The organism is Pseudomonas sp. MM227 (genome assembly GCF_947090715.1).
GTDB classification, from domain to species: Bacteria; Pseudomonadota; Gammaproteobacteria; order Pseudomonadales; family Pseudomonadaceae; genus Aquipseudomonas; species Aquipseudomonas baltica.
The window spans coordinates 2587796-2614590 of sequence record NZ_OX352319.1 but is presented as its reverse complement, the minus strand read 5'-3'; the positions used below and the strand labels follow the sequence as shown (position 1 = coordinate 2614590).

At 62.6% G+C, this 26795-nt stretch carries 22 protein-coding genes and 2 pseudogenes; 8 read left to right on the top strand and 16 right to left on the bottom strand.

Going from position 1 to position 26795, the window contains the following annotated elements:
* Positions 1-46: 46 nt before the first annotated feature.
* Positions 47-1297 carry an MFS transporter gene (locus ONG87_RS11715; protein ID WP_264381295.1) on the top strand — a complete coding sequence of 417 codons (1251 nt, stop codon included), beginning with the start codon at positions 47-49 and terminating at the stop codon, positions 1295-1297.
* 6 nt (positions 1298-1303) lie between these two features.
* Here the strand turns inward: ONG87_RS11715 and ONG87_RS11710 are convergent, their stop codons facing one another.
* The 3 genes and pseudogenes from ONG87_RS11710 to ONG87_RS11700 all read right to left on the bottom strand — a co-directional run.
* Positions 1304-1678, bottom strand: a complete 375-nt coding sequence (locus tag ONG87_RS11710; RefSeq protein WP_264381294.1) for a type II toxin-antitoxin system RelE/ParE family toxin — start codon at positions 1676-1678, stop codon at positions 1304-1306.
* A 2-nt stretch (positions 1679-1680) separates the two neighbouring features.
* The gene (locus ONG87_RS11705; protein WP_264381293.1) at positions 1681-1971 is read right to left on the bottom strand and encodes a type II toxin-antitoxin system ParD family antitoxin; all 291 of its coding nucleotides are present in this window, start codon (positions 1969-1971) and stop codon (positions 1681-1683) included.
* Between the two features lie 200 nt (positions 1972-2171).
* Positions 2172-2411, bottom strand: a pseudogene (locus ONG87_RS11700) (hypothetical protein); the annotation flags it as partial.
* Between the two features lie 385 nt (positions 2412-2796).
* Here ONG87_RS11700 and ONG87_RS11695 point away from each other — a divergent pair.
* Both ONG87_RS11695 and ONG87_RS11690 read left to right on the top strand, forming a co-directional pair.
* The gene (locus tag ONG87_RS11695) at positions 2797-3045 is read left to right on the top strand and encodes a hypothetical protein (protein WP_020300912.1); all 249 of its coding nucleotides are present in this window, start codon (positions 2797-2799) and stop codon (positions 3043-3045) included.
* Positions 3042-3776: a zeta toxin family protein gene (locus ONG87_RS11690; RefSeq protein WP_020300911.1), complete on the top strand. Its 735-nt coding sequence runs from the start codon at positions 3042-3044 to the stop codon at positions 3774-3776. The genes ONG87_RS11695 and ONG87_RS11690 overlap by 4 nt, the downstream gene beginning before the upstream one ends.
* Before the next feature lie 38 nt (positions 3777-3814).
* Here the strand turns inward: ONG87_RS11690 and ONG87_RS11685 are convergent.
* The 3 genes and pseudogenes from ONG87_RS11685 to ONG87_RS11670 all read right to left on the bottom strand — a co-directional run.
* Positions 3815-4646 (bottom strand): annotated as a pseudogene (locus ONG87_RS11685) (hypothetical protein); the annotation flags it as partial.
* A gap of 280 nt (positions 4647-4926) precedes the next feature.
* Positions 4927-5316: an SDR family NAD(P)-dependent oxidoreductase gene (locus ONG87_RS11675; RefSeq protein WP_264381292.1), complete on the bottom strand. Its 390-nt coding sequence runs from the start codon at positions 5314-5316 to the stop codon at positions 4927-4929.
* Positions 5317-5512: 196 nt separating this feature from the next.
* Complete coding sequence (locus tag ONG87_RS11670; protein ID WP_264381291.1) at positions 5513-6427, bottom strand: LysR family transcriptional regulator; 915 nt, start codon at positions 6425-6427, stop codon at positions 5513-5515.
* Between the two features lie 231 nt (positions 6428-6658).
* Here ONG87_RS11670 and ONG87_RS11665 point away from each other — a divergent pair, with 231 nt between their 5' ends.
* The 5 genes from ONG87_RS11665 (at position 6659) to ONG87_RS11645 (ending at position 14701) form a co-directional block, all read left to right on the top strand.
* Positions 6659-7672, top strand: a complete 1014-nt coding sequence (locus ONG87_RS11665; protein WP_122715562.1) for a zinc-dependent alcohol dehydrogenase family protein — start codon at positions 6659-6661, stop codon at positions 7670-7672.
* Positions 7673-8004: 332 nt separating this feature from the next.
* Complete coding sequence (locus tag ONG87_RS11660; protein ID WP_264381290.1) at positions 8005-9318, top strand: hypothetical protein; 1314 nt, start codon at positions 8005-8007, stop codon at positions 9316-9318.
* Positions 9315-10718 carry a PLP-dependent aminotransferase family protein gene (locus ONG87_RS11655; protein WP_264381289.1) on the top strand — a complete coding sequence of 468 codons (1404 nt, stop codon included), beginning with the start codon at positions 9315-9317 and terminating at the stop codon, positions 10716-10718. Before ONG87_RS11660 ends, ONG87_RS11655 begins: the two co-directional genes overlap by 4 nt.
* A gap of 84 nt (positions 10719-10802) precedes the next feature.
* Positions 10803-12455 (top strand): VRR-NUC domain-containing protein, encoded by a 1653-nt coding sequence (locus ONG87_RS11650; protein ID WP_264381288.1) that lies wholly within the window; start codon positions 10803-10805, stop codon positions 12453-12455.
* Complete coding sequence (locus ONG87_RS11645) at positions 12452-14701, top strand: ATP-dependent DNA helicase (RefSeq protein WP_264381287.1); 2250 nt, start codon at positions 12452-12454, stop codon at positions 14699-14701. Before ONG87_RS11650 ends, ONG87_RS11645 begins: the two co-directional genes overlap by 4 nt.
* A gap of 95 nt (positions 14702-14796) precedes the next feature.
* On the opposite strand, the gene nuoN is transcribed toward ONG87_RS11645, so the two are convergent.
* The 10 genes from nuoN to nuoE form a co-directional block, all read right to left on the bottom strand.
* The gene (gene nuoN, locus ONG87_RS11640; protein ID WP_122477733.1) at positions 14797-16281 is read right to left on the bottom strand and encodes an NADH-quinone oxidoreductase subunit NuoN; all 1485 of its coding nucleotides are present in this window, start codon (positions 16279-16281) and stop codon (positions 14797-14799) included.
* Positions 16282-16288: 7 nt separating this feature from the next.
* Positions 16289-17821: an NADH-quinone oxidoreductase subunit M gene (nuoM, locus tag ONG87_RS11635; RefSeq protein WP_264381286.1), complete on the bottom strand. Its 1533-nt coding sequence runs from the start codon at positions 17819-17821 to the stop codon at positions 16289-16291.
* Between the two features lie 39 nt (positions 17822-17860).
* The gene (gene nuoL / locus ONG87_RS11630; RefSeq protein ID WP_122477737.1) at positions 17861-19714 is read right to left on the bottom strand and encodes an NADH-quinone oxidoreductase subunit L; all 1854 of its coding nucleotides are present in this window, start codon (positions 19712-19714) and stop codon (positions 17861-17863) included.
* Positions 19711-20019: an NADH-quinone oxidoreductase subunit NuoK gene (nuoK, locus tag ONG87_RS11625; RefSeq protein ID WP_043190115.1), complete on the bottom strand. Its 309-nt coding sequence runs from the start codon at positions 20017-20019 to the stop codon at positions 19711-19713. Before nuoK ends, nuoL begins: the two co-directional genes overlap by 4 nt.
* Before the next feature lie 4 nt (positions 20020-20023).
* Positions 20024-20521, bottom strand: coding sequence for an NADH-quinone oxidoreductase subunit J (nuoJ, locus tag ONG87_RS11620; RefSeq protein ID WP_049860090.1), 498 nt, complete (start codon positions 20519-20521; stop codon positions 20024-20026).
* A gap of 9 nt (positions 20522-20530) precedes the next feature.
* Complete coding sequence (nuoI, locus tag ONG87_RS11615; protein ID WP_122477739.1) at positions 20531-21079, bottom strand: NADH-quinone oxidoreductase subunit NuoI; 549 nt, start codon at positions 21077-21079, stop codon at positions 20531-20533.
* Positions 21080-21090: 11 nt separating this feature from the next.
* On the bottom strand, positions 21091-22098 hold the full coding sequence (gene nuoH / locus ONG87_RS11610; RefSeq protein ID WP_264381285.1) for an NADH-quinone oxidoreductase subunit NuoH: 1008 nt from the start codon (positions 22096-22098) through the stop codon (positions 21091-21093).
* On the bottom strand, positions 22095-24812 hold the full coding sequence (nuoG, locus tag ONG87_RS11605; RefSeq protein ID WP_264381284.1) for an NADH-quinone oxidoreductase subunit NuoG: 2718 nt from the start codon (positions 24810-24812) through the stop codon (positions 22095-22097). The genes nuoH and nuoG overlap by 4 nt, the downstream gene beginning before the upstream one ends.
* A gap of 130 nt (positions 24813-24942) precedes the next feature.
* Entirely contained in the window at positions 24943-26301 is a 1359-nt protein-coding gene (nuoF, locus tag ONG87_RS11600; RefSeq protein ID WP_122477744.1) for an NADH-quinone oxidoreductase subunit NuoF, read from the bottom strand.
* Entirely contained in the window at positions 26298-26795 is a 498-nt protein-coding gene (nuoE, locus tag ONG87_RS11595; protein ID WP_122477746.1) for an NADH-quinone oxidoreductase subunit NuoE, read from the bottom strand. Before nuoE ends, nuoF begins: the two co-directional genes overlap by 4 nt.

The window sequence follows — 26795 nt, the reverse complement described above, 5'->3', positions numbered from 1 at the left end:
CGGCGCCTAGACTTCCGCTCGTAATCAAGATTGGGAGATCTGAGCAATGACTGAAGGTGTATGCAACACCGTATCCGACCGCCATGGCGGTATCGATGCGGACGTAGAGCCTGCGACGCCGGCGTGGATGGCCGTCTTCTCGTTGGCGATGGGGGTGTTCGGATTGCTGACCGCCGAGTACCTTCCGGCCAGTTTGCTGACGCTGATGGCTACCGACCTGGGCGTATCCGAAGCGCTGGCTGGCCAGGCAGTAACAGTGACCGCAGTGGTGGCACTGTTCGCTGGCTTGCTGGTGCCAGGTCTGACCCGCAGCATCGACCGGCGCTGGGTATTGCTGGGTTTTTCTACCTTGATGGTCGCCTCCAATCTACTGGTCGCCGTGTCCTCCAGCTTCGCGGTGCTGTTGTCGATGCGCATTCTGTTGGGCGTCGCCCTGGGCGGGTTCTGGAGCATGGCAGCGGCGGTAGCGATGCGCCTGGTGCCGACTGCCTTGTTGCCCCGGGCGCTGTCGATCATTTTCAGCGGCATCGCTATCGGCACGGTCGTTGCGGTGCCGCTGGGCAGCTATCTGGGCGGGCTGTATGGCTGGCGCAGCGCGTTCTTTGCAGCGGCGGCGGTGGGCATGGTGACCCTGGCTTTCCAGTCGTTCACTTTGCCGCGGCTGGCGCCGCGGCGGCCGGCAAGACTGCGTACCATTTTAGAGGTGTTGCAGCGTCCGGGCATTGCCATGGGGATGTTCGGTTGCGTGCTGGTGCACAGCGGCCACTTCGCGATGTTCACCTATGTTCGGCCGTTCCTTGAAGGCACGACCGGCATCGGCGCTCAAGGGCTGTCGCTGATGCTGCTGGGCTTCGGTGCGGCGAACTTCGTCGGCACGTTGTTGGCCGGCAAGCTGCTGGAACGAAACCCGCTGGCCACCCTGGTGCTGATGCCCGCACTGGTCGGCCTTGCAGCACTAGCATTGGTGTTGTTGCCAGCCTCGGTGCCGGGGCAGGCGGTACTGCTGGCAATCTGGGGCTTGGCCTTCGGTGGTGTGCCGGTAGCGTGGTCGAACTGGGTCGCCAGCGCGGTCCCTGACCAGGCGGAAAGCGCCGGAGGCATGGTCGTGGCTTCCGTGCAATCAGCCATCGCCACCGGCGCCGCCGCTGGCGGTGCGATGTTCAGCCTCGGCGGCAGCTCAGGCGTATTCGTAGCGGCGGCTGTGGTGATGCTGCTGGCTGCGCTGCTGATTGCGCTGCGGGTGCGCGTTCCTTCTCGCCGCGGGGTTGGCCAGCGGGAGTCTGCGCTGCATCTGTGATTCTGATCAGTCGTCCAGCAAATGCAACTGCACTTCCATGGCGTCATGAAGGAGTCTGACGACCTCGATCACATGGTCGTTTGCCACACGATAGAACACGATATGGCGAGGGCTTTTCACCGTTCCGTGGGTTTGTTTGGCCTGCTGACGCGAATAGATGAGGTGATAGCTTCGAAGGCCCGGTGCAAGCTCATCGCGGTTGCGGTTGCGGTCGCGGTCGCGGCTGCCAATGCGATGAGGCGTGTCGGCAAGCGCTTGCAGCGCCGCGAGGATCAGCGCTTGGTAACGCTGGCGTGCTTGATCGCCGAACTGCGTCTGGGAGAGCCTGAGGATGTCGACAATGTCGGCGCGCGCCGCGTTGGAAATTCGATACTGCGGCATGCTCAGCGTTTCTCACGCGCGGGGAGGGTGGCCTCCAGGCTCAAGTCCTCGAGGTAGTGATCCAGTTCCCCTTCGTTCACCTGAGTGGAGCGACCGTGCTCAAGGTCCATGATGCCGATCGAAGTCGCCTGACGCAGGGCCTCGATTTTGGCGGTGTCTTCGGCGACGCGCTGTTCCAATAGACGCAAACCTTCTCGCACCACTTCGCTGGCATTCTGATAACGGCCGGACTGCACCAGGTCATGGATAACCTGTTCCTGGTGAGGGGTGAGCACAACGTTTCGCGTCGCCATGATGAGCTCCAGCTTTCGATAAGAAGTTTTTTCCGCTCATTGGCATATTATGCCATTCTTCTTGCGAACACATGGCTTGAGGTTTGGAACTGACGAGCTGCGACGTATGAAGTCACGCGTTGCTTCATGCGCACGACCTCAAAAAAGGGTGGCGTAGGGGGCAAGGGTGATACCTGTCATTGGCAGTAGGCTGATCCTACTCAATCCACAATTCTTCGTAGTGTTCCTGGCCAGGCCGGTACTTTCGATCGCCTGTTCAACCAGGACAGCATTACTCTCTGTACGTTGTCGTCGCTATCGCCAAGCAGGCCGAAAATATGCTTCAACAGCCCCATGTTCTTCTTGCAGAAGCTGCTGAACACTCGGTGGCCGATCGGGTCAGCTTGGCGGACATAGTGCTCGATCAGGTCAGCACCACAGTATGGGACAAGTGCGCAGTCATCCGAACCATGGCCTCCAGATGTGCCTCATGTGGCTATCTACCAGGATTGCAGTGCCATGGTTTGTGGAAAGCAAAAAAATCATCAGATAAACAGCCTGCCCGACGACACCTAAAGACTGTCCGGATCCCCAAAAAACATTTTGACAGGGTTCTAGAACGGCAGTGCTTCCCTTATTTGGGCGCTGCACCAAGGGCGGTACTTGCTTCAAATGCCACCGGTCATGCATCGAACGTGAAAATCTCTTGAAAGGTATGGTTCCAGACGCCATTCCTCTAGAATGGAGGCTGGCAGAAGTAGCTTTCGCCCTGTCACAAACAGGTTCACGTAGCTAAGATTCTGATTAAGTGCAGATTCTGCACGCTCTGAGAACGTGGAGCGCGATATGAAAGCCAAACGAGTGTTGAGTGACGATCTGGTGAGTCGACTGGAGGATAAGATCCCGGTCATGGCTGAAGGCGCCATCAATACCGCCTATATCAACGCCCTGGCTGCCGGCCGCAGTGTGATGGAAGTCATGAACGGCATGCTTGTTGAAACGACTGCTGACGGTAAGCACAAAGTCATTCGGGTGGCCAAGCCCAAGCACAAAGTGACTCTGGGTGGCGTCATCAAGGTGCGCCGTTGCTCATGACTGTCCCTCGGTTGAGGGTCTTTGCTGGACCCAACGGCTCCGGCAAGAGCACGATGAAAAGTGCCATCCCTTCCCATCTGATCGGTATCTACATTAACCCGGATGAAATCGAGAAGGCTGCCAAAGACAGCGGTCGTCTGGAGTTCAGTGATTTTCAACTGGAAGTTGAGGGTGATGAGGTTCTCGGTTTCATTAGGGAGCATCGGCTGGTCAGGTCTGCCCGTCTCGATGAGGAGGCGACCAACATAGGCTTTAGCAGCAACGGCCTGAATTTCCAGACGGTCGCGATGAACTCCTATTTTGCCTCCGTGCTCTCTGACTTCATCCGGAACAAGCTCCTCGAAGACCAGTTGTCTTTCACCTTCGAAACGGTGATGTCTAGCGACGACAAAATCGCCTTTATGCTCAAGGCAAGAGAGTCTGGATACCGAACCTACCTGTACTTTGTGGCAACTGAAGACCCTGACATCAATATCAACAGGGTCAGGAACCGTGTCGCGGCAGGTGGGCACCCAGTTCCCACAGAAAAAATTGTACAGCGCTACGGCCGTTGCCTCAGCCTGCTGCCTGTGGCTATTGCTGCTTCGGACCGGGCCTACATCTTCGATAACTCCGGTGCCGATCTGGTGCTGCTGGCCGAAGTTACGGATGGGACGGACCTTGAGTTCAAGGTTGATGAGGTCCCTGACTGGTTCATGGATGCCTATGTTGAAAAGGTCTCCAACGGCTAGCTGCCGGATTGGCCAAAGCTGGGAGCGCCACACCTCCCTTATATGGGCTCTATTCCTCGTGCGCTATCAATCCGTTCAGCTACCCGGTAAGCCGTTTCCAACTCCGAACAGCCATTCTCCTGCATCAGTGTCCAGCGTTCGGCTTTTTCCTCGGGCTCTGTCATGGCCAAGGCGAGGTAAAGACTGGGTGGCACGGCTCGAAACAGCGTCTCGAGCTTTTTCGACAGCACCACCCCCTCGGTGTATTTCCCCGGCTCTTTGCTGGCGGAGAGCAACAGGGCTTTCTGCGCAGGTGAAAGCTTCTTGAACCGTGCGATTTCTTCGATTTCCGCGGGCGGCATATTCAAACAAATCCACCATTCGATCATGTTGAGCATGGTCTGCGCAGCCGTGGGAAAATCAGCAAGGTTCTGCGTCGCCAGCCAGAACCAAGCGCCGAGCTTGCGCCACATCTTCGTCCCCTTGACCACGAACAGCGCCAGCAACGGGTTCTTGGTGATGATATGACCCTCGTCGGTGACCATGATGATCGGTCGGCACAGGTACTGGTCGCGCTCGGCGAGGTTGTTCACGGGTTCATCAAGCTGATGTGGCTGATGGACATCTGTTCTGCGCCGCATCGAGAATGCACTCGCGGATCAAGCTGCGATCGGCTCGACTCAGGCGCGCCTCTTCTTTGGCCTCGCCGCCGGTGATCATCAGGCGGGCAGTGATTTCCAGTTCGCCGAGAACATCGCGCTGGTCTTCGTGACTGGTTACCACCTCATCGTCCAGCTCATCGATCGACAGACTCGCCACCTGATCCGGCTGCTCGACCAGGCGCCAAGCATCAGTGAACGGGGCGAGACTGACCGAGGCGCCAGGTTTCAAAGCCTTCGCCCTTGACCAACCCAGCGTCCATGCAACGATGCAGCACCTCGTTGAACAGCCAGCGAAAGAGATCGCTGCCCCGAGAGCCAGCGATACGCCAGGTTCAAATGGGCCTCTTGCCGCAGGCCAGATAGGGGAGCTACCTTTTCAACAGAATCGGCCAGCAGCGGACGTTGAAGTGCTAGCTCTGATGAGGCTGCAACTCAGCACTCACCACCAGCACTCACTTGTCCACAGCGGGTGCCTTGCCCTTTTGCACAACCGGCATTGCGAGGCATGCTTAGAAAATCATCCCGCCTGCCACATCCAGCGTGCTGCCCGTCACCCAGGCGGAATCGTTGGAAACCGCGAACGCCACGGCACCGGCAATGTCTGCAGGTTTGCCGACACGCCCCAGCGGCGTTTTGGCGATGAAAAACTCATCCATTCCTTGTGCGGATTCTGCATTACCTTCGGTGTGAACGAAGCCCGGCGCGATGCCTATCACGCGAATGCCACGGGGGCCCAGTTCCATTGCCAGTGAGCGGGTCAGGGTGTTGACCGCGCCTTTGGTGGCGTAATACACATGGACTTGGGGGTAAGGGCTGTGGGCCATTCCTGAACTGATATTGACTATGGCTGAACCGGCTTCCATCACCCGGGCAGCTGCTTGCGTAGTTAACAAAGGCATCGCTGAGTTTTCGTCTGAAAACAACCCCATTATATGGGGGCATCGGTGGGGGCATGCTTTTTAAGGAACCGAAATTTGCCCCCAATTATGCCCTCATAAGTCGTAGAATCCATTGGATTTAGACAGGCGGCAGTGGGCTAAAAATCTCAATAAGGAGTTGTTATAAAAGGACTTTATGGAATTCAGTGGAATTCCATTAAAGACTCTCCGGATCCCCAAAAAACATCTGTATCCGCGACCTCAACCAACGCTCCCCAGGATCATTATCCTGTGACCCCCGCCAAGCCAGGTGCAACTCGAACGAAGGCGTGTCCAGCGGCAGCGGCTCGGCGCGCACGCCGCCGGCAGCGGTGAGCGAATCGGCGGTGTAGTCGGGCACGGTGGCGACGATGTCGGTGCCGGCGAGCAGGGTGCTGAGGCCGTTGAACTGGGGCACGGCGAGCACCACGTGCCGTGTGCGGCCGTGCTTCTTCAACTCTTCGTCAATGAAGCCGCTCAGGTCGCCGGCGAACGACACCAGCGCATGGGGGCGGGCGCAGAACTCGTCGAGGGTCAGGTTGCCCGGCTTGGTGTCGGCGCGCAGCAGCATAGGGCGGTTGCGTCGCAGCACCTTGCGCTTGGCGTTGGCTGGCAGGTCATCGGTGTAGCTGACGCCGATGGAGATTTCCCCGGAGGCGAGCAGGGCGGGCATGAGGATGTAGTTGGCGCGACGGATCACCAGCACGATGCCGGGTGCTTCGGCGCGGATGCGCTTGAGCAGCATGGGCAGCAGGGCGAATTCGACGTCGTCGGACAAGCCGATGCGAAATACCGCGTTGCTGGTGGCTGGGTCGAAGTCGGCGGCGCGGCTGACGGCGGTGGAGATGGAGTCCAGCGCCGGCGACAGCAGGGCGAAGATCTCCATGGCCCGCGCCGACGGTTCCATGCTGCGCCCGGTGCGCACGAACAGCGGGTCGTCGAACAGGCCGCGCAGGCGTGAAAGGGCGGCACTGATGGCCGGCTGGCCGAGAAAGAGCTTCTCGGCCGCGCGGGTGACGCTGCGTTCATGCATCAAGGTTTCGAACACGATCAACAGGTTCAGGTCGACGCGACGCAGGTCGTTACGGTTCATCTATGGGCCCGCTGGAACATGAAGAAGAGGTGCAGGCGTGAATCTTAAGGGCAAAGGCTGCTACCCTGCACCGGAAAATTTCGGTTTGCGTCATCCGCGTGCCTGCCCCGCAGAGCGGCCGCAGGGTCGAATCAATGGCAAGCATGTCGACTATTAACAGGCGCTGATAGCTTAAGCGCGAATGCCCAGATAAAGTTCATGGCATTAGAGGTTTACAAGGCGAGGTTTGCGATGTCCCGCACGATCCGTTTTCATAAATTTGGTCCGGCGCAGGTCTTGACGTGCGAAGAGCATGCAGTGGCATCGCCCGCTCCGGGCGAAGTTCAGGTACGTGTCGAGGCGATCGGTATCAGCTGGTACGACGTGCTCTGGCGGCAGAACCTGGCGCCCTCGCAAGCACGCCTGCCGGCGGGCCTCGGTCAGGAAATGGCCGGCGTGGTCACGGCGCTGGGTGAAGGGGTCGAGGGTTTCGCGGTGGGCGACAAGGTCGCCAGCTTTCCCGCAGAAAGCCCCAACGAGTACCCGGTCTACGGCGAAATGATTCTGCTGCCGGCCACGGCCCTTACGCGCTATCCCGACATTCTCTCGCCGCTAGAGGCAGCGGTGCACTACACGCCGTTACTGATCGCCTACTTCGCCTATGCCGAGCTGGCCCGTGCCAAGCCAGGGCAGACTGCGTTGGTAACCGACGCCAGCCACTGCGCGGGACCTTCGTTCGTGCAGTTGGGCAAGGCGTTGGGCCTGAAGGTGGTCGCCGCCACGCGCAATCCGGCCGAGCGCGATTACCTGCTGTCGCTGGGCGCCGAGAAAGTCGTGGTGACCGAGGAGCAGGACCTGCTCATGCAGATCGACAAGTTCACCGGCAATCGCGGCGTGGACATGGTTCTGGATGGGCTGGGCGGGCCGCAGATGTCGGTACTCGGCGACGTCCTGGCACCGCGTGGCAGTTTGATCCTGTATGGCCTGCAGGGCGGCAACCAGACGCCGTTTCCCGCGTGTGCCGCGTTCCAGAAGAACATCCAGTTCCATGTGCATTGCCTGGGCAACTTTCTGGGCAAGCCGGAACTGGGGATCGTCCAGGATGCCGAGGCCTTGCAACGCGCGCTGCGTGATATCAACCAGATGACGGCAGACCGCGTGCTGGTGCCGCAGATCGCCAAGGTGTATCCCTTTGACCAGTTCGTCGAGGCGCACAAGGCCATGGACGAATGCCCCTGCGGTGGTCGCATCGCGCTGCAGCTGTAACCGGCCGACACGGCAGACCAGGCGTTCCTGCGCGGGACGCCTGGTTTTCAAAGCATCTGCATCGCTGATTCGCGCAGATTTGTAAGACCTTTCCACTCTTTTCTCAGACCTGTCCGATTGCGCCCGGCGTCGGCATGGGCGCCTCATGGTGCTCGTGCGGATTCGCCGTACGCCCGCCAATCTGCATTGTCCGTTGCCTGCTTTCTGTATCTTTTAATCGGAAAACGGCCCTTCATAATGCGCGCTCCATGCCCGTCTCCGGGGCTTTGCAAGCACGTTTCGAAGTGTGGCAGTCGTCCGGCGGGTTCTCGGCCAGTACTCGGAAAGCAGCCATGAGCGCAATGCACCAGCAAGCCATGAATCGCGTCTACCAGCAGGTGCTGTCGCGTTTGCTCGGTTCCTTTTCGCCAGCGCGGCGGGTGGCGGTACAGCCACTGATCCAGCGCTTGATGAGCGCCGCCGGCGGCGCCCAGCGGCTGGGCGGCTATCGAGTCGTCTACAGGCTCTGCGGCAGCACGGCCGGCCATGCCGGTCTGGCATTGCTGCGGGCAGCGCAACTGACCTTGGCTGCCCGTCATCAACCGACGTTTTTCATCCGTGCGGCGGTGAGCAGCCAGGCCCTGCTCGACGATGTCCGCAACGGCAATGTGCAGCGGGCCTGCAATGCGCTGTTTCTGCACGACGATCCGCGCATCGAACTGTTGACGTTCGCCGACGATGCCTTGCGGCCGTACGAGTATCGCCTTGCAGGCGTCGACGCCCAGCGCTCGAGTTGTCGCAGCGAATTGTTGAATGCTGCCCACGAATTCGCCCCCTCTGGATCCGCCGAGCTGCAGCATCGGGGCTATCGAACGATCGCGCGGGTTTATCAGCGACTGCTGGGCTACTCGGCCCCGGCCGATGCCATCGTGCTCGACCAACCGGTGTTGCAGCGGCGACGTTTCGTTGCCTGGGCAATGCGTGAGCGACGCCGGGCGGGCGCATCGCCCGCGACTCGCGAGCATTGGCAGGGCAGTGGCTGTCTGCAGGGGCTGGGTGCTGGTGTCGTGGGTATGCCACGCTGCCAGCGCGTCGATCCTCTCGACAGGGCGCGATTGCTGGGTATGCATGATCTGCTCGGCGATCCGTCGGCGTCCGATGACGCCATGTGGCAGTTTCTGGGCTGCCAACCCGTGCGCCCGCTATTCGATCCACACGAAATCCGCCATCCGCAACTGGCCTGGCTGGCTTACCTGCACGGCCTGCGCAGCCAGTGCTTGCACGGGGGTAGCTTCGAGCAGGGGTTGGAGGCCTTCCGCAACACCGTGGGCCGAACGGCGGCGAACCAGGTCCGGCCTGCTACGCACCTGCCCAGAGCACTTGTGCAAGACGCCGCCGAGCAGATGCAGGCCCGCTTGACCACGTGGTACGGGATGACTCCAGCGGAGCTGAACTGTGCGGTGTACGCCCCGTTCAGCGATCGTGGGGCACGCCTGGAGGCATTCCTGACAGCGTGCCATCCGGGCATGCAGGTGGCTCTGCCCCACCTGCACCGCGCGCTGCGTGGTTCCAGGGTTGCAGCGCAGGTCTCGCAGTGGCTGGAATCGGTCAGCGGGCTGTCTTTGCCAATTCTGCAAGGGCTCTACCAGCGACCCAGATTGCCATGAACGGCGCTGCCAGGGACAAGGCCGGCGCGTTCGCTTATCAAGGTGTGTACCGCTACCTATTGCGTCTGATCGACGGGATCGAGCCAGGGTTGCGTGTCAAGCTGCCATCCCTGCGAGCGCTGGGGCGAACCCTGGATGTTTCGGTTTCGACCGTGCAGGCCGCCTACGGGCTGCTCGAAGCCGAAGGGCGAATCGAGCCGATCGCCAAGTCCGGTTACTACGCACGGGGCTCCACAGCCTTCGGGCCGGCGCTGGTCAGCCCCGATCTGCTCCAGCAGGTACTCGCCGGCGCCTGCCAGTCCAGTGTGGACGTATTCAGTGGCGCAGCACCACCGCCGCGTACCGATGCCCTGAAGACCCTGCTCAGGTTGGAAGTCGAACTGGCCAGGCGCTACCCGGCAGGGCTGGGGAGCATCGCCCAGCCGTGTGGTGAACTGGAGCTGCGCCATGCGCTGGCGGCGCGCTACACCCGCTGCCTGGACCACCACTGGTGCGCCGACGATGTCTACATCGGCGGTGACCTGCTCAGTGTGCTGCACATGACCTGGACCGCCATGCAGCTGCAAGGCGCGGTGGTGGTGGTATTGGTGCCGTGCGGCTGGCGCATTCTGCGCACCTTGCAGCAGGCCGGGGCGCGGGTGGTCGAGCTGGCGCTCGATGAGCGCGGCCGGGTGCCGATGCAGCGCCTGCGCGAAGTGCTTGCCAGGCGCCAGGTGCGCCTGATGGTGCTGGGCGCCTCTTTTCATGGCCCGCACGGCACCTGCATCGGTGACGCCGACAAGCGCACGATCGCCAGCCTGCTGGAGCGGCACGGGGTGTGGGTGGCCGAGGACGACACAGAGGGCGACCTGTGCTTCGAAGCGGTGCTGCGTTTTCGCGAGCTGGTAGTGCCGCAGCGCTTGCTGATCTTCGGCTCGCTGCAACCCGTCATGGGTGCCGAGGCGCCTTTCGCCTACCTGCTGTCGCGGCATTGGCCAAGCCGCCTGCAGCAGTACTGCCTGCAACGCGTGACTGCGGCGCCACCCTTGCGCCACAAGGCGCTCGCTCGGTTCATCGGCAGCGGTGCCTACGACGCTCACTTGAACCTGCAACGTGAAGCCCTGCAGCAACAGGTGACAGCCTTCACCACGCTCCTGCACACGCGGCTGAACGAACGATTGCAACTGACACGCAGCGCCGGTGGCGCCTGCGTGTGGGCGCGGGCGCGCTACCCGGTGGACATGCGCGGCGTCCACGAGGACCTGCGCAGGCAGCGTCTGCTGATCGCCCCGGGTGACATCTTCAGCCTGCAGGGCCATTGTCATCAACACCTGCGCCTCAATGGTTGCGGGCACTCGGCGGTGCAGTGGGAGCGCTGCGCCGCAGCGCTGGCAGTGGCCCTGAAAGTGCACGAGGTGTAGTCCACCATCGGTCCATTTCCGATTGCCTTGGCTTTTTTCTGTATGTATAAACAGTGGCTTTCATGACACTGGTTTGGCGAAAACGTGGCATTTGCAGCGCTCGAAGACCCTTTCTATTACTTGGCCAATTTCCGTCGCGTACTGGCGTGGCTGGAGCAACGCTACCTGGACGTGCTGGATACCGAGGAGCTGAGCTTCATCCAGCGTTTCGACGCGCTGCCGCAGCCGTCCCAGGCGCTGTTGGTGCGCATGATCATGCGCAAGGGCGAGATGTTCCGCGCCAGTCGCCTCGAGTACGCCGAGATCGGTTGTCCAGACGAAGCAGCGCGACCGCTGCTGGCCAGCGGTTATCTCACCGATCAAGCCCCGCTGACGCTGCAGCAGGTGGGCGAGGTGCTGCTCAAGCCGGAAATCGTCAGCTGTTTCGCGACCCACCTCGCCAAGCCATCGTTGCCCAAGCCGCAACTGCTGCTGGCCCTTGCCGAACACGACTGGCCCGTGCAGCCGTTTCGGGGCTGGTGTCCAACGTTGGCCGACACGCTCTACTGCCTGACGGTGCAAGCACTCTGTGACCGTCTGCGGTTGCTGTTCTTCGGCAATCTGCATCAAGGCTGGACCGAGTTCGTGCTGGCCGACCTGGGGGTGTATCGCTACGAGGCGGTGCAGCTGGCGCCCGAGTCACGGGGGCTGACCCATCGCGACGACGTGGCGGCCGGGCTGGCGCTGCATGCATGCAGCGAAGCGATCGAAGCCGGGCTGCCGTGCGAAGACATTCACCGTCAACTGCTGGCGGTGACCACGGACAAATCCTGGTTGCAGAGCCGTCGGCAGAAGCTGCTGTTCCGCCTGGGCTATGCCTGCGAGCGTCAGCAGGATCTGCATCAGGCCCTGGTGGTGTACCGCAGCTGCGCGTTTGCCCAGGCCCGTGCGCGGATCATTCGCGTCCTCGAGTTGCGCGGTGAATACAGCCAGGCGCTGGAGTTGGCCGAGCAGGCCAGCCTTGCCCCGCTCAATCCGGCCGAAGCGCAGCAACTGCCGCGCATGCTGCCGCGCCTGCGTCGGCACTTGGGTTTGCCTGCGCAACCCAAGCGCCAGGCCGCAAAAGTCGCGCGCCTGGACCTGACTCTGGTGCTCTGCGAACAGCGCCTGAGCGTCGAGCGGCGGGTCGCCGCGTCGCTGCACAGTGAAGATGCGCCGGTGCATTATGTCGAGAACACCTTGTTCAACGCCTTGTTCGGCCTGCTGTGCTGGAAGGCGATTTTCGCACCGTTGCCCGGGGCATTTTTCCACCCGTTCCAGAACGGTCCGGCCGACTTGCATCAGCCCGACTTCCGCCAGCGTCGCAGTGCGCTGTTCGACGCATGCCTGGGCGAGCTGGACGACGGCCGCTACAAGCACACCATCCGCCAGACCTGGCAGGAAAAACGCGGCCTGCAATCGCCTTTCGTGCACTGGGGCATGCTCGACGAAACCTTGCTCGAACTCGCATTGGGCTGTATTCCCGCGCAGCACCTCAAACACTGTTTCGACCGGGTGCTGGAAGACGTCAAGGCCAACCGCACCGGTATGCCCGACCTCATCCAGTTCTGGCCCGCCGAAGGTCGCTACCTGATGATCGAGGTCAAGGGGCCCGGCGACCGCTTGCAGGATAACCAACTGCGCTGGCTGGAGTTCTGTGCCCGCCATGCACTGCCGGTGCAGGTCTGCTACGTGGAGTGGGCAGGACAGCCCGCGTGAGCTACACCGTGGCCGTACGGGCCTTGTGCGAGTTCACGGCCAAGGTGGGTGACCTCGACCTGCGCTTCACACCTTCGCCGTCGGCTCAGGAGGGCATGCTCGGCCATCGCCGGGTGACCCAGGGCCGCGAGGCCGGCTACCAGAGCGAAGTCACCCTCAGCGGTCAATACCATGAGTTGCAGGTGCGCGGCCGCGCCGACGGCTATGACCCGGCGCTGAACCGCCTGGAAGAGATCAAGACCCACCGCGGCGACCTCGATCTGCAGCCCGACAATCATCGCCAATTGCACTGGGCCCAGGCCAAGGTCTATGCCTGGCTGATGTGTCAGCAACTGCAGCTGACGCGCATGGACGTTGCCTTGGTGTATTTCGATGTCGATTACGACAAGCAGACGGTGTTCAGCCAGCAGTGCCAGGCGCAGGATCTGGAAGCACATTTCGAACGGCTGTGTTCGCGCTTCCTGCAATGGGCGCGTCAGGAACTGGCCCGTAGCGCCGAACGCGATGCGGCGCTGCGTGCACTGACCTTTCCCCATGCGGCCTTTCGCGTCGGTCAGCGCGAGTTGGCGGAAACCGTCTATAAGGCGGTCAGCACCGGGCGCTGCCTGATGGCCCAGGCCACCACCGGTATCGGCAAGACCCTGGCGACGCTGTTTCCGTTGCTCAAGGCGATGGTCCCGCAGCAACTGGACAAGATTTTCTTTCTCAGCGCCAAAAGCCCCGGTCGTGCCCTGGCGCTGGAGGCCGTGGCGCAATTGCATCGCCAGCCGGGGCTGCCGCTTCGTACATTGGAAATGGTCGCGCGGGACAAGGCCTGTGAGCACCCGGACAAGGCCTGTCACGGTGAATCCTGCCCGTTGGCCAAGGGCTTCTACGACCGCCTGCCGGCAGCTCGCGAAGACGCCGTGCGCTTGCAGATCCTGGATCAGGCACAGGTGCGCCAGACCGCCCTGGCGCACCGGATCTGCCCCTATTACCTGAGCCAGGAACTGGCCCGTTGGGCGGACGTGGTCATCGGCGACTACAACTATTATTTCGACCTCAATGCCCTGCTGTTCGGTCTGGCGCAGGAGCGCCAGTGGCGTGTGGCGGTGTTGGTCGACGAGTCGCACAACCTGGTCGACCGCGCGCGCGGCATGTACAGCGCCACCCTCGACCAGCGCACGCTGCAGGCGGTGCGCGCGGCGCCGCCAAGCAAGCTCAAGAGTCCGCTGCAACGTGTGAATCGGGAGTGGAACGCGCTGCATGCCGAGCAATCGGGGCCATACCAGGCCCACGCGCGTCTGCCGGACAAGTTGATCCTGGCGCTGCTGCGCTGCATCAGTCTGATTGGCGACGAGATGAATGCGCAGCCCCAGGGCATCGATCCGCAACTGCTGGACTTCTATTTCCAGGCGTTGCAGTTCACCCGCGTGGCGGAGCTGTTCGACGAGCACTATGTATTCGACGTGACTCGCCGCGACAGTTCGGGCAAGCGTGTGCAGTCGCAGCTGTGCCTGCGCAATATCGTCCCGGCGCCCTTGCTGGGGCCGCGCATCGCCGCAGCGCGCAGTGCCATTCTGTTTTCCGCCACGCTCAGCCCGCGACGCTACTATGCCGACCTGCTCGGGCTGCCCAAGGACCATGCGTGGATCGACGTGCAGTCGCCGTTCAGTGCCGAGCAGTTGGAGGTGCGCATCGTCGATGACATCTCCACGCGCTTCAACCATCGACAGGCGTCGCTGGGGCCCATCGTGGAACTGATTGCCAAGCAGTATCTGGCACAGCCGGGCAACTACCTAGCGTTCTTCAGCAGTTTCGATTACCTGCAGCAGGTCGAGGCACTGTTGGCCGAGCGCTACCCGAACATCGAGCAGTGGGCACAGGCACGTAAGATGGATGAAGGCGCACGGCGTGACTTTCTTGCCCGCTTCACCTCGACCAGTCAGGGCGTCGGTTTTGCGGTGCTTGGCGGTGCGTTTGGCGAGGGCATCGATTTGCCCGGCAAGCGCTTGATCGGCGCCTTTATCGCTACCCTTGGATTGGCCCAGTTCAACCCGGTCAACGAGCAGATCAAGGGACGCATGAATACCCTGTTCGGTTCGGGGTACGACTACACCTACCTGTATCCCGGTTTATGCAAGGTAGTGCAGGCGGCAGGACGGGTGATCCGTGGTCAGGACGACAGGGGGGTGGTAGTTCTTATCGACGACCGCTTTGCCGAGGCGCGGGTCAAGAGCCTGTTTCCGCGATGGTGGGCGGTTTAGTTTTCGGCTATGTGGGAGCGGGCTCTGCCCGCGAAGAGGCCGCCACGGATACATAAAAAAACCCGCCGAAGCGGGTTTTTTCATGCAGCCGATCTTCAGCCTTTCACAACCACCGAACCCAACTGGAACCCGGCATGCTGCACCAGCTCCAGCAGCGGTTGTGGGTACACGCCCAGGAGGAAGGCGAGGGCGGCGATGGCCAGCAGCATCACGCCACCAGTGCGCTGTTCCCACTTGAGCGGGGCATCGGTGCGACGCAGGTTCTTTTCCATCAGGAACAAGGTCACCATCACGCGCAGGTAGTAGAAGACGCCGATGGCGCTACCGATCACCAGCGCACCGGTCAGCCACCACAGTTGCGATTCGACGCCCGTGGCGATGATGTAGAACTTGCCGATGAAACCGGCGGTCAGCGGAATGCCCGCCAGCGACAGCATCATCACGGTCAGCACCGCCGTCAGGTACGGACGGCGCCAGAACAGGCCACGGTACTCGTACAGTGCATCGGCGTCGCGGCCGTTGTACGGCGACGACATCAGGGTGATCACGCCAAACGCACCCAGGCTGGTGATCACGTAGGTCACCAGGTAGACGCCGATGGCTTCCAGGGCCAGGCCCTTGCTCGCTACCAACGCGATCAGCAGGTAACCGAAGTGGGCGATGGACGAATAACCCAGCAGGCGCTTGAGGTTGCTCTGGGTCACCGCCAGCAGGTTGCCGATCAGGATCGACGCCACCGCAATCACCGCCAGCACATCGCTGAGCACACCGCTGCTGGCTGCCGGCGACAGCTGGAACAAGCGCACCACCACGGCAAACACCGCGACCTTGCTGGCAGTGGCCAGGAACGCAGCGACAGGCGCCGGGGCGCCTTCGTACACGTCGGGTGTCCACAAGTGGAAGGGCACCAGCGACAGCTTGAACGCCAGGCCCACCAGCATCATCGCCAGGCCCAGTTGCGCCAGCGCACTCGGCACGCCGGTGGCGGCCAGGGCCAGGCCGATGCCCGAGAAGCTCAGGCTGCCGGCATCGGCGTACAGCAGCGCCATGCCGAACAGCAGGAACGCCGAGCCTGCGGCCGACAGCACCATGTACTTGATGCCGCCTTCCAGCGAGCGCTTGTTGAAGAAGGCGTAGGCGATCAGTCCGTACGTGGGTACCGAGAGCAGTTCCAGGCCGATGAACAAGCCGGCCAGGTGCTGCGCGCAGACCAGTACCAGGCCGCCCAGCGCGGCCATCAGGATCAGCAGGTAAAGCTCTTCACGGTTGCCGGGATAGCCGGTGGCGCCATCACCCAGGTAAGCGTGTGCCAGGGTCACGCAGGCCAGCGTGGCCACCAGGATCAGCGCCATGTACAGCGCAGCGAAGTTGTCCACCTGCAGCAACGGCGTCACGGTCATGGGCGTCAGCTTGAGCACCGGCAGGATCGACAGCAGCGCCAGGTTCAAGCCCGCACACGAGAGCAGGAAGGTTTGCGAATGGTTGCGCCGCCAGGCGATCGCCAGCATCACCGCAACGACGGTGACGGTGGTGATCAGCAGCGGCGCAAGCGCAATAAAGTGTTGAATCGTCAGGTCCATAGCGCTCTTACCGGGCCGAAGCGAGTTGAGTGAAGGCGGTGCCGAACCACTGCTGCACACCGGTCATGGTGGCGGCGGAGGTATCGAGGAAAGGCTGCGGGTAGACGCCAAGCAGAATCAGCAGGCCCGCAAGACCCAGCACCATGATCAGTTCGCGATTGTCCATGCCGGCCAGTACCGCGTCCGACTTGGAGGGGCCGAAGTAGGCTCGGTGAATCATGATCAGCGAGTACACCGAACCAAACACCAGCCCGAAGGTGGCGATGGCGGTGATCCACGGGGCGACGGTGAAGCTGCCCAGCAGGATCAGGAACTCACCGACGAAGTTGCCCGTGCCCGGCAGGCCCAGCGAGGCAGCAGCGAAGAACAGGCTGATGGCCGGCAGGTAGGCAATGCGCGACCACAGCCCGCCCATTTCACGCATGTCGCGAGTGTGCAGGCGCTCGTACAACTGGCCGCTGAGGATGAACAGCGCCGCTGCCGACAGCCCGTGGGCGAGCATCTGGATCACCGCGCCTTGCAGGGCCTGCTGGGTGCCGGAGTAGATACCGATCAGCACGAAGCCCATGTGCGAGACGCTGGAGAAGGCGATCAGGCGCTTGATGTCGCTTTGCGCGAACGCCAGGAAGGCGCCGTAGAAAATACCCACCAGACCGAGGGTCATGGCGATCGGTGCGAACTCTGCCGAGGCATTGGGGAACAGCGGCAGGGCGAAACGCAGGATACCGTAGGCGGCGGTTTTCAGCAGGATACCGGCCAGGTCCACGGAACCTGCGGTAGGCGCCTGGGCGTGAGCATCGGGCAGCCAGGAGTGGAACGGCACCACCGGCAGCTTCACCGCGAAGGCGATGAAGAAGCCGAGCATCAGCAGGTATTCGACATGTTCCGGCAACTGCGCCTTGAGCAGATCGCTGTAGTTGAACGTCATCACACCGGTGTTGCTGTAGTTGAACAGCACCAGGCCCAGGATCGCCACCAGCATGATCAGGCCGCTGGCCTGAGTGAAGATGAAGAACTTGGTGGCGGCGTAGATCCGGGTCTTCTTGCCATCCGAGGAACTGTGACCCCAGAGCGCGATGAGGAAATACATCGGCACCAGCATCATTTCCCAGAAGAAGAAGAACAGGAACAGGTCCAGCGCCAGGAACACACCGACCACACCGCCCAGGATCCACATCAGGTTGAGGTGGAAGAAGCCGACGTGGCGCTGGATCTCTTTCCACGAGCACAGGACCGAGAGAATACCCAGCAGGCCGGTGAGCAGGATCATCAGCAGCGACAGGCCGTCCAGCGCCAGGTGCACGCTGATGCCGAAGCGCTGGATCCAGTTGAGCTTGAACTCATAGGCCCAGACAGGTTCCGCGCCGGGTGCAGGCGCCAGGGTGTAGTCGCCATTGGCCCACAGCCAGAGGCCGAGCGCGAGTTCCAGGGACATGGTCAGCAATGCGATCCAGCGGGGCAGGGTAGCGCTGCTGCGCTCCGCTACCCAGCACAGAAGGCCGCCGATGAAGGGGATCAGGATCAGCCAGGGCAAAATCATGACGGGCTCGTTTCCTTTCGCAAAGTCACAGGATTCATATCAGACCGCCGCCAGCACGACGGCGCCGAGCACCAGCACGGCGCCAGCGGCCATCGAAGCGGCATACCAGCGCAACTGACCGGTCTCGGTACGGCTCATGGCGTTGTTGCCGCCCTTGGCCGTACGCGGGATCAAGCCAATCACCTGGTCAACTGGGTCCTTGCGCAACAGGTGGCTGATCAGCAGGTAGGGTTTGACGAACAGCTTGTCGTAGATCCAGTCGAAGCCCCAGGCGGCGAACCACCAGGCCGACAGCATCCGGCCGATGCCGCTGTTGGCCACGGCCGTGGCAACGCGGCGCTTGCCGAGGAACAGCATGGCTGCCAGCAGGATACCGGCCAGGGCAATGGCGCCCGAGGCGATCTCCAGGCTGTGCTTGGCCTCGCCTCCGGCATGACCGACGCTCTGCGGCAGCACGCCCGCCAATGGCGGATGGATCCAGGCACCGATAAAGGTCGACAGCACGATCAGCACGCCCAGCGGCAGCCAGTGGGCAACGCCGTGGCCGGCGTGCGCTTCGGTCTTGGCTTCGCCATGGAAGGTGATGAAGATCAGGCGGAAGGTGTACAGCGAGGTCATGAACGCACCGACCAGGCCGGCGTACAGCAAGCCGTTGTTGCCGCTGGCGAAGGCTTCCCAGAGGATCTCGTCCTTGGAATAGAAGCCGGCCGTCAGCAGCGGGAGGGCCGCGAGGGCAGAGCCGCCGACGATGAAGCTGGCGTAGGCCAACGGCAGCTTCTTCCACAGCCCACCCATCTTGAAGATGTTCTGCTCGTGATGGCAGGCGACGATCACCGCACCCGAGGCGAGGAACAGCAGCGCCTTGAAGAAGGCATGGGTCATCAGGTGGAAGATCGCGCCGTCCCAGGCACCGACGCCCAGGGCCAGGAACATGTAGCCGATCTGGCTCATGGTCGAATAGGCCAGGATACGCTTGATGTCGGTCTGCACCAGCGCAGCGAAGCCGGCCAGGACCAGCGTGACCCCACCGACCACACCGACCAGATGCAGGATGTCCGGGGCCAGGGCGAACAGCCCATGGGTCCGGGCGATCAGGTAGACACCGGCAGTTACCATGGTGGCGGCGTGGATCAGTGCCGACACCGGGGTAGGGCCGGCCATGGCGTCTGCCAGCCAGGTCTGCAGGGGCAGCTGCGCGGACTTGCCCACGGCGCCGCCAAGCAGCATCAGCGTGGCCAGCACGATCCAGAAGTCACCGACCTTGAAATGTTCCGGCGCCCGCACCAGCAGTTCCTGGATGTTCAGGGTACCCAGTTGCTGGAACAGGATGAACAGGCCGATGGCCATGAACACGTCGCCGATGCGGGTGACGATGAACGCCTTGAGCGCTGCGTTGCCGTTGTTGCGGTTGCCATAGTAGAAACCGATCAACAGGTACGAGCACAGGCCCACGCCTTCCCAACCGAAGTAGATGAACAGCAGGTTGTCGCCCAGGATCAGGAACAGCATGCTGGCAATGAACAGGTTGGTGTAGGCGAAGAAGCGCGAGTAGCCTTCTTCACCGCGCATGTACCAGGAGGCGAACAGGTGGATCAGGAAACCCACGCCTACCACCACGCCGAGCATGGTGATCGACAAGCCGTCCAGGTACAGGGTGAAGTTGGGTTCGAACCCATCCACCGCCATCCAGCGCCACAGCAGTTGGGTGTACACGCCACCCTCGGGCGGCGCGACGTTGAACTGCCAGATAACGTAGGCGGCAACCACCGCCGACAGGCCGATGGAGCCGACGCCGATCAGCGCCGAGAGGTTTTCCGAGAAGCGCCCGCGCGAGAACGACAGCAGCAGGAAGCCGATCAGCGGGAATACGAAGGTCAGAAAGATCAGGTTCATCCGCGCATCTCACTGGCAGCGTCGATGTCGAGCGTGTGGAAGCGGCGATACAGCTGCATCAGGATCGCCAGGCCAATGGAGGCCTCGGCCGCGGCCAGGGTGATCACCAGGATGAACATGATCTGTCCATCGGGCTGACCCCAGCGTGCGCCCGCCACGATGAACGCCAGGGCAGAGGCGTTCATCATGATTTCCAGACTCATCAACACGAAAAGAATGTTACGGCGGACCATCAGGCCGACCAGACCAAGGGTGAACAGGATGCCGGCGACAGCCAGGCCATGCTCGAGAGGGATAGCGGGCATCTGTTTACTCCTTTTCCGTACGGCCGAGATGGAACGCCGTCACGGCTGCAGCCAGCAGCAGCATCGACGCCAGTTCAACCACCAGCAGGTAGGGGCCGAACAGACTGATGCCGACCGCCTTGGCATCGACTGTGGTCTGGCCGATACCGGCAGCGCTGGGGTTGGCGAACAGCACGTACAGCAATTCGAGCAGCAACAAGGCGCCGAGGAATACCGGGCCAGCCCAGATACCCGGCTTGAGCCACACGCGTTCCTGCTGCACCGAGGCCGGGCCCAGGTTGAGCATCATCACCACGAAGACGAACAGCACCATGATGGCGCCGGCGTAGGCGATCACTTCGAGCACGCCGGCGAACGGCGCACCCAGGGCGAAGAAGGTCATCGCCACGGCGATCAACGAGATGATCAGATAGAGCAGGGCGTGTACGGGGTTGGTATTGGTGATCACCCTGAGGGTGGACACCACCGCGATACCCGACGCGAAATAGAAAGCGAATTCCATCTTTCTTCCTTAAGGGAGCAAGCTCTTCACGTTGATCGGCTGGGCTTCGTTCTGCGCGGCGCCCTTGGGCTTGCCGGCTACGGCCATGCCGGCTACGCGGTAGAAGTTGTAGTCAGGGTTCTTGCCGGGGCCGGAGATCAGCAGATCTTCCTTTTCGTAGACCAGATCCTGACGCTTGAACTCGGCCATCTCGAAGTCCGGTGTGAGCTGGATCGCGGTCGTCGGGCAGGCTTCCTCGCACAGGCCACAGAAAATGCAGCGCGAGAAGTTGATCCGGAAGAAGTCCGGGTACCAGCGACCGTCCTCGGTTTCTGCCTTCTGCAACGAGATGCAACCCACCGGGCAGGCCACGGCGCACAGGTTGCAGGCCACGCAGCGTTCCTCGCCGTCGGGGTCGCGGGTCAATACGATGCGGCCGCGATAGCGCGGCGGCAGGTACACCGCCTCCTCGGGGTATTGCAGGGTGTCGCGCTTACGGAAACCGTGGCCGAACACCATGATCAGGCTGCGCAGCTGCGTGCCCGTTCCTTTTACGATGTCACCGATATATTTGAACATGGGTCAATTCCTCACTGAACCGTGCCGGCGGGCGTGTTCAACAACACGATCGCGGCGGTCACCAGCATGTTGATCAGGGTCAGTGGCAGGCAGAACTTCCAGCTGAAATCCATTACCTGGTCGTAGCGAGGGCGCGGGATGGATGCGCGCAGCAGTACGAACAGCATGATGAAGAACGCGGTTTTCAGTGCGAACCAGACGAACGACAGTTGCGGCAGAATTCCGAACGGACCGTGCCAGCCGCCGAAGAACAGCGTCACCAGCAAGGCCGAGATCAGGATGATGCCGATGTATTCACCGACGAAGAACATGCCCCATTTCATGCCGGCGTATTCGATGTGGTAGCCGTCGGCCAGTTCCTGTTCCGCTTCCGGCTGGTCGAACGGATGACGGTGAGTCACCGCCACGCCGGCGACGAAGAAGGTACAGAAGCCGAAGAACTGCGGAATGATGAACCACAGGTTCTGCGACTGGTACTCGACGATGTCGCGCATGTTGAAGGAACCGGCCTGGATCACGATGCCCATCAGCGACAGGCCCATGAACACTTCGTACGACACGGTCTGCGCGGAGGCCCGCAAGCTGCCCAGCAGGGCGTACTTGTTGTTGCTGGCCCAGCCGGCGAACAGCACGGCATACACCGACAGGCCGGCCATGGCGAAGAAGAACAGCAGCCCGATGTTCAAGTCGGCCACGCCCCAGGTGGGGGTGATCGGAATGATCGCGAAGGCGATCAGCAAGGCACTCATGGCCACCACCGGCGCCAGGGTGAAGATCACCTTGTCGACGAAGGGCGGGTTCCAGTCTTCCTTGAAGAACATCTTCAGCATGTCGGCGGCAATCTGGAACATGCCGAACGGACCGACCCGGTTCGGGCCGTAGCGATCCTGCCACCAGCCCAGCAGGCGACGCTCGACGAAGCTGAGCAGCGCGCCGCAGACGACCACCGCCAGCATGATGACCAGGGCCTTGACCACACCGATGATGATGTCGATCACTTCAGGGGTGAACCAGGTCATTGTGCTGCCTCCTGCAGGCCTTCGACGGATGCGCCGGCAAACGCCGGCGGGATGCCCGCCAGGCCAGCGGGCAGACCCACCAGGCCTGCGCCCAGTTCTTCACTGATGCGCAGCGGCAGGCGCAAGGCCCGGCCGGCGACGGTGAGGCTCAGCAGCGCGCCGTCGTTGACGCCCAGACGATCGGCCTCGGATTTGGCCAACGCGACGTAGGGAGCCGGAATCCGCTCCTGCACCGGTGCGGAGCGGGAAGAGTTTTCTTCGCTGCCGAACAGGTGATAGAACGGCACTGCCTGCCAGGTGCCGCGAGCGGGCGAGAAGGCCGCCGGCACGCTGGCGAACCAGCCCAGGCCGTCGCCCTGGCTTTCGATCAGGCGTGTGCCGGGGTCACCGGCACGCAGATGGCCGCCCACTTCGTCCTGGAACTTGTTCCAGGCCTGTGGCGAGTTCCAGCCTGGCGACCAGGCGAATGGCACCTGCTGACGCGGCTCGGCCGAGCCCGAGTAGCCTTCCATGGAGAACGAAAAGGCGGTATCGGTATCCTGCGATGTCCGTGGCTCGTGCACGCTGATGTTGGCGCGCATGGCCGTGCGGCCGCTGTAGCGCAACGGCTCACGGGCCAGCTTCAGGCCCTTGATGCGGAACGAGGCCGAAGGCGCGGCATCGACGATGCGCGCCAGTGGTGCAGCGCTGTTGGCCACGGCAGCGGTTACGTGGTCGAGCTGGGTCCAGTCCACCGGCTGGTTCAGCAGCGTGCTGCGCAGTGCATGCAGCCAGCGCCAGCCTTCGTGGATCAGAATGCTGGAATCCAGGTAGACCGGATCGAACACCTGGAAGAACCGCTGGGCACGGCCTTCCTGGCTGACCAGGGTGCCATCGCCTTCGGCGAAGCTGGCCGCCGGCAAGACCAGATGGGCGCGCTCGACGGTGCGGGTGTGCTGGTGATCGGCAACGATGACCACCTTGGCAGCGTTCAGCGCGGCGTCCACCTTGGCGGCATCGACACGGGTGTACAAATCGTTTTCCAGGATCACCAGTGCGTCGGCGTGACCGTCGATCACGGCTTGCAGCGCGTCGTCCACCGACTCGCCACCGAGCATCGCCAGGCCCATGCTGTTGGCTTCCGGCACGATCAGGCTCAGCGAGCCGGCCTTGTCGCGACCCTTCAAGGCCTTGGCGATGTTGCCTGCCGCTTCGATCAGGGCGTTGCAGCCCAGCGAAGTGCCGCTGACGACCAGCGGACGCTTGGCGGCCACTAGGGCATCGGCAATGCGCTGGGCCAGCTCGAGGGCTTCGGTGTCCAGGCCGCTGACGGCGGGTGCGCTCGGGTCGATCGCATGGGCCACGGCGAAGCCGATGCGCGCCAGGTCTTCGGGCGCGGCGTGCACGCATTCTTCGGCGACGTCGTCCAGCTTGGTGTCAGTCAGGCTGGCGATGAACAACGGATGCAGCTCATGCTGACCGATGTTCTTCACGGCAGCGTCGAGCCAAGGTTGAACGCGCATGGCCTCGGCCATCGCCTCCGCCTTGCCCTTCACCGATTGACGCAGTGCCAGCGCCATGCGCGCGGCGGTCTGGGTCAAGTCTTCGCCCAACACGAACACCGCGTCGTGGTCTTCGACCTCGCGCAGGCTCGGGATCGGCAACGGGCTGTTTTGCAGCACCTGCAAGGCCAGGCGGATGCGCGACAGCTCGCCGGCTTCGATGCCGCTGTAGAAGTGCTTGGCACCGACCAGTTCCAGCAGGGCGTAGTTGCTTTCCAGGCTGGCCCGTGGCGAGCCGATGCCGACGATGTTGCGGCCGCGCAACAGCTCGGCAGCCTTGTCCAGCGCCTCGTCGAGGCTCAGCTTGCGGTTGCCTTCGGCCAGCAGCGGTTGCCGTGGGCGGTCGGTGCGGTTGACGTAGCCGTAGCCGAAGCGGCCACGGTCGCACAGGAAATAGTGGTTCACCGAACCGTTGTAGCGGTTCTCGATGCGGCGCAGCTCACCGTAGCGCTCGCCCGGGCTGATGTTGCAACCGCTCGAGCAGCCATGGCAGATGCTCGGGGCAAACTGCATGTCCCACTTGCGGTTATAGCGCTCGGAGTGCGTCTTGTCGGTGAACACACCGGTCGGGCAGACCTCGGTGAGGTTGCCGGAAAACTCGCTTTCCAGGGTGCCGTCCTCGACCCGTCCGAAGTAGACGTTGTCGTGGGCGCCGAACACGCCCAGGTCGGTGCCGCCGGCGTAGTCCTTGTAGAAACGCACGCAGCGATAGCAGGCGATGCAGCGGTTCATCTCATGCGCGATGAACGGGCCCAGTTCCTGATTCTGGTGGGTGCGCTTGCTGAAACGATAGCGACGCTCGTTGTGACCGGTCATCACGGTCATGTCTTGCAGATGGCAGTGACCGCCTTCCTCGCAGACCGGGCAGTCGTGCGGGTGGTTGGTCATCAGCCATTCGACGACGCTGGCACGGAATGCCTTGGATTCGTCGTCTTCGATGGAGATCCAGGTGTTGTCGGTGGCAGGGGTCATGCACGACATGACGATACGACCACGGGTGTCGTTCTCGTCGGTGTACTGCTTGACTGCGCACTGGCGGCAGGCGCCGACGCTGCCCAGCGCCGGGTGCCAGCAGAAATACGGGATGTCGAGGCCCAGCGACAGACAGGCCTGCAACAGGTTGTCTGCGCCATCGACCTCGAGCGCTTTGCCGTCTACGTGGATAGTGGCCATGGTTCAAGTTCTTCGTTGGCCCGTTGTCAGCGGGCGTGGCTAATGGAAATCTTGTCGTTCGCCCGGCGCAGCCGGAAAGGGCGCGTCAACGGGCGATACCGGCGGCACGGGCCGCCGGGCGTGCTGTTGGTCAGGCGCCGGCCATGGTGGGTGTGGCCACCTGGGTCAGGCTGCCCGGCGTGACGGGCTTGATGCCCGCCTCGAACTCGGCACGGAAATATTTGATCGCGCTGCCCAAGGGCTCCACGGCGCCGGGCGCGTGCGCACAGAACGTCTTGCCGGGGCCGAGAAAGCCGACCAGGCCCAGCAGGGTTTCGATATCCCCCGGCTGGCCGTTGCCGGTCTCGATGGCGCGCAGCAGCTTGACGCTCCACGGCAGGCCGTCGCGGCAAGGCGTACAGAAGCCACAGGACTCGCGCGAAAAGAACTCTTCCATGTTGCGCAGCAGGGACACCATGTTGACGCTGTCGTCCACGGCCATGGCCAGGCCCGTACCCATGCGGGTGCCGACCTTGCCGATACCGCCGGCGTACATCTGCGCGTCGAGGTGCTCGGGCAGCAGGAAACCGGTACCGGCGCCGCCTGGCTGCCAGCACTTGAGCGTGAAACCGTCGCGCATGCCGCCGGCATAGTCTTCGAACAACTCGCGGGCGGTGATGCCGAACGGCAGTTCCCACAGACCGGGGTTCTTGACCTTGCCGGAGAAGCCCATCAGCTTGGTGCCGTGGTCTTCACTGCCCGGCATGGCCAGCGCCTTGTACCAGTCGATGCCGTTGCCGACGATGGCCGGCACGTTGCACAGGGTTTCGACGTTGTTCACGCAAGTCGGCTTGCCCCACACGCCCACGGCGGCGGGGAAGGGCGGCTTGGACCGCGGGTTGGCGCGGCGGCCTTCCAGCGAATTGATCAGCGCGGTTTCTTCACCGCAGATGTAGCGGCCGGCACCGGTGTGCACGAACAGTTCGAAGTCGAAGCCCGAGCCCAGGATGTTCTTGCCCAGCAGGCCGGCGGCTTTCGCTTCCTGTACGGCACGATTCAGGTGCTTGGCGGCTGTGGTGTATTCGCCGCGCAGGAAGATGTAGCCACGGTAGGCCTTCAGCGCGCGCGCGGAAATCAGCATGCCTTCGATCAGCAGATGAGGCTGCTGCTCCATCAGCATGCGGTCCTTCCAGGTGTTGGGCTCCATTTCATCCGCGTTGCACAGCAGGTAGCGGATGTCCATGGATTCGTCTTTGGGCATCAGGCCCCATTTGACACCGGTGGGGAAGCCCGCACCGCCGCGGCCCTTGAGGCCGGAATCCTTTACCGTCTGCACGATGTCGTCCTGCGACATATCTGCAAATGCCTTGCGCGCGGCGCTGTAGCCGTCCTTGGCCTGGTACTCGTCGAGCCAGATCGGCTCGCCGTCGTCACGCAGGCGCCAGGTCAGCGGATGGGTTTCAGCGGCGCGGGCAATGGTGTTGGCCGGGCCGAACGAGGTGAGCTTCATACGTAGCCCTCCAGCAGTTGGGCCACGCCAGCGGGCTGGACATCGCCAAAGGTATCGTCGTCGATCATCAGCGCCGGGGCCTTGTCGCAATTGCCCAGGCAGCACACCGGCAGCAGGGTGAAGCGGCCGTCGGCGGTGGTCTGGCCCAGGCCGATGCCCAGCTTGCTCTGGATTTCGCTGACCACCGATTCGTGGCCACCGATGTAGCAGACCATCGAGTCGCAGACGCGAATGATGTGGCGGCCCACCGGCTGGCGGAAAATCTGGCTGTAGAACGTGGCCACGCCTTCGACGTCGCTGGCCGGAATGCCGAGCAGTTCGCCGATTGCGTACAGCGCGCCATCAGGCACCCAGCCGCGTTCCTTCTGGACGATCTTGAGGGCTTCGATGGACGCCGCGCGCGGGTCCTCGTAGTGGTGCAACTCGTGCTCGATGGCCGAGCGCTCGGTTTCGCTCAGGGCGAAACGGTCTGTCTGGATGAGCGTGCTGTTCAT

Excerpts from the sequence above, each read along its gene's own strand:
- ONG87_RS11715 (WP_264381295.1), top strand. The coding sequence starts at position 47 with ATGACTGAAGGTGTATGCAACACCGTATCCGACCGCCATGGCGGTATC.
- ONG87_RS11710 (WP_264381294.1), bottom strand. The coding sequence starts at position 1,678 with ATGCCGCAGTATCGAATTTCCAACGCGGCGCGCGCCGACATTGTCGAC.
- ONG87_RS11705 (WP_264381293.1), bottom strand. The coding sequence starts at position 1,971 with ATGGCGACGCGAAACGTTGTGCTCACCCCTCACCAGGAACAGGTTATC.
- ONG87_RS11695 (WP_020300912.1), top strand. The coding sequence starts at position 2,797 with ATGAAAGCCAAACGAGTGTTGAGTGACGATCTGGTGAGTCGACTGGAG.
- ONG87_RS11690 (WP_020300911.1), top strand. The coding sequence starts at position 3,042 with ATGACTGTCCCTCGGTTGAGGGTCTTTGCTGGACCCAACGGCTCCGGC.
- ONG87_RS11675 (WP_264381292.1), bottom strand. The coding sequence starts at position 5,316 with ATGCCTTTGTTAACTACGCAAGCAGCTGCCCGGGTGATGGAAGCCGGT.
- ONG87_RS11670 (WP_264381291.1), bottom strand. The coding sequence starts at position 6,427 with ATGAACCGTAACGACCTGCGTCGCGTCGACCTGAACCTGTTGATCGTG.
- ONG87_RS11665 (WP_122715562.1), top strand. The coding sequence starts at position 6,659 with ATGTCCCGCACGATCCGTTTTCATAAATTTGGTCCGGCGCAGGTCTTG.
- ONG87_RS11660 (WP_264381290.1), top strand. The coding sequence starts at position 8,005 with ATGAGCGCAATGCACCAGCAAGCCATGAATCGCGTCTACCAGCAGGTG.
- ONG87_RS11655 (WP_264381289.1), top strand. The coding sequence starts at position 9,315 with ATGAACGGCGCTGCCAGGGACAAGGCCGGCGCGTTCGCTTATCAAGGT.
- nuoN (WP_122477733.1), bottom strand. The coding sequence starts at position 16,281 with ATGGACCTGACGATTCAACACTTTATTGCGCTTGCGCCGCTGCTGATC.
- nuoM (WP_264381286.1), bottom strand. The coding sequence starts at position 17,821 with ATGATTTTGCCCTGGCTGATCCTGATCCCCTTCATCGGCGGCCTTCTG.
- nuoL (WP_122477737.1), bottom strand. The coding sequence starts at position 19,714 with ATGAACCTGATCTTTCTGACCTTCGTATTCCCGCTGATCGGCTTCCTG.
- nuoK (WP_043190115.1), bottom strand. The coding sequence starts at position 20,019 with ATGCCCGCTATCCCTCTCGAGCATGGCCTGGCTGTCGCCGGCATCCTG.
- nuoJ (WP_049860090.1), bottom strand. The coding sequence starts at position 20,521 with ATGGAATTCGCTTTCTATTTCGCGTCGGGTATCGCGGTGGTGTCCACC.
- nuoI (WP_122477739.1), bottom strand. The coding sequence starts at position 21,079 with ATGTTCAAATATATCGGTGACATCGTAAAAGGAACGGGCACGCAGCTG.
- nuoH (WP_264381285.1), bottom strand. The coding sequence starts at position 22,098 with ATGACCTGGTTCACCCCTGAAGTGATCGACATCATCATCGGTGTGGTC.
- nuoG (WP_264381284.1), bottom strand. The coding sequence starts at position 24,812 with ATGGCCACTATCCACGTAGACGGCAAAGCGCTCGAGGTCGATGGCGCA.
- nuoF (WP_122477744.1), bottom strand. The coding sequence starts at position 26,301 with ATGAAGCTCACCTCGTTCGGCCCGGCCAACACCATTGCCCGCGCCGCT.
- nuoE (WP_122477746.1), bottom strand. The coding sequence starts at position 26,795 with ATGAACAGCACGCTCATCCAGACAGACCGTTTCGCCCTGAGCGAAACC.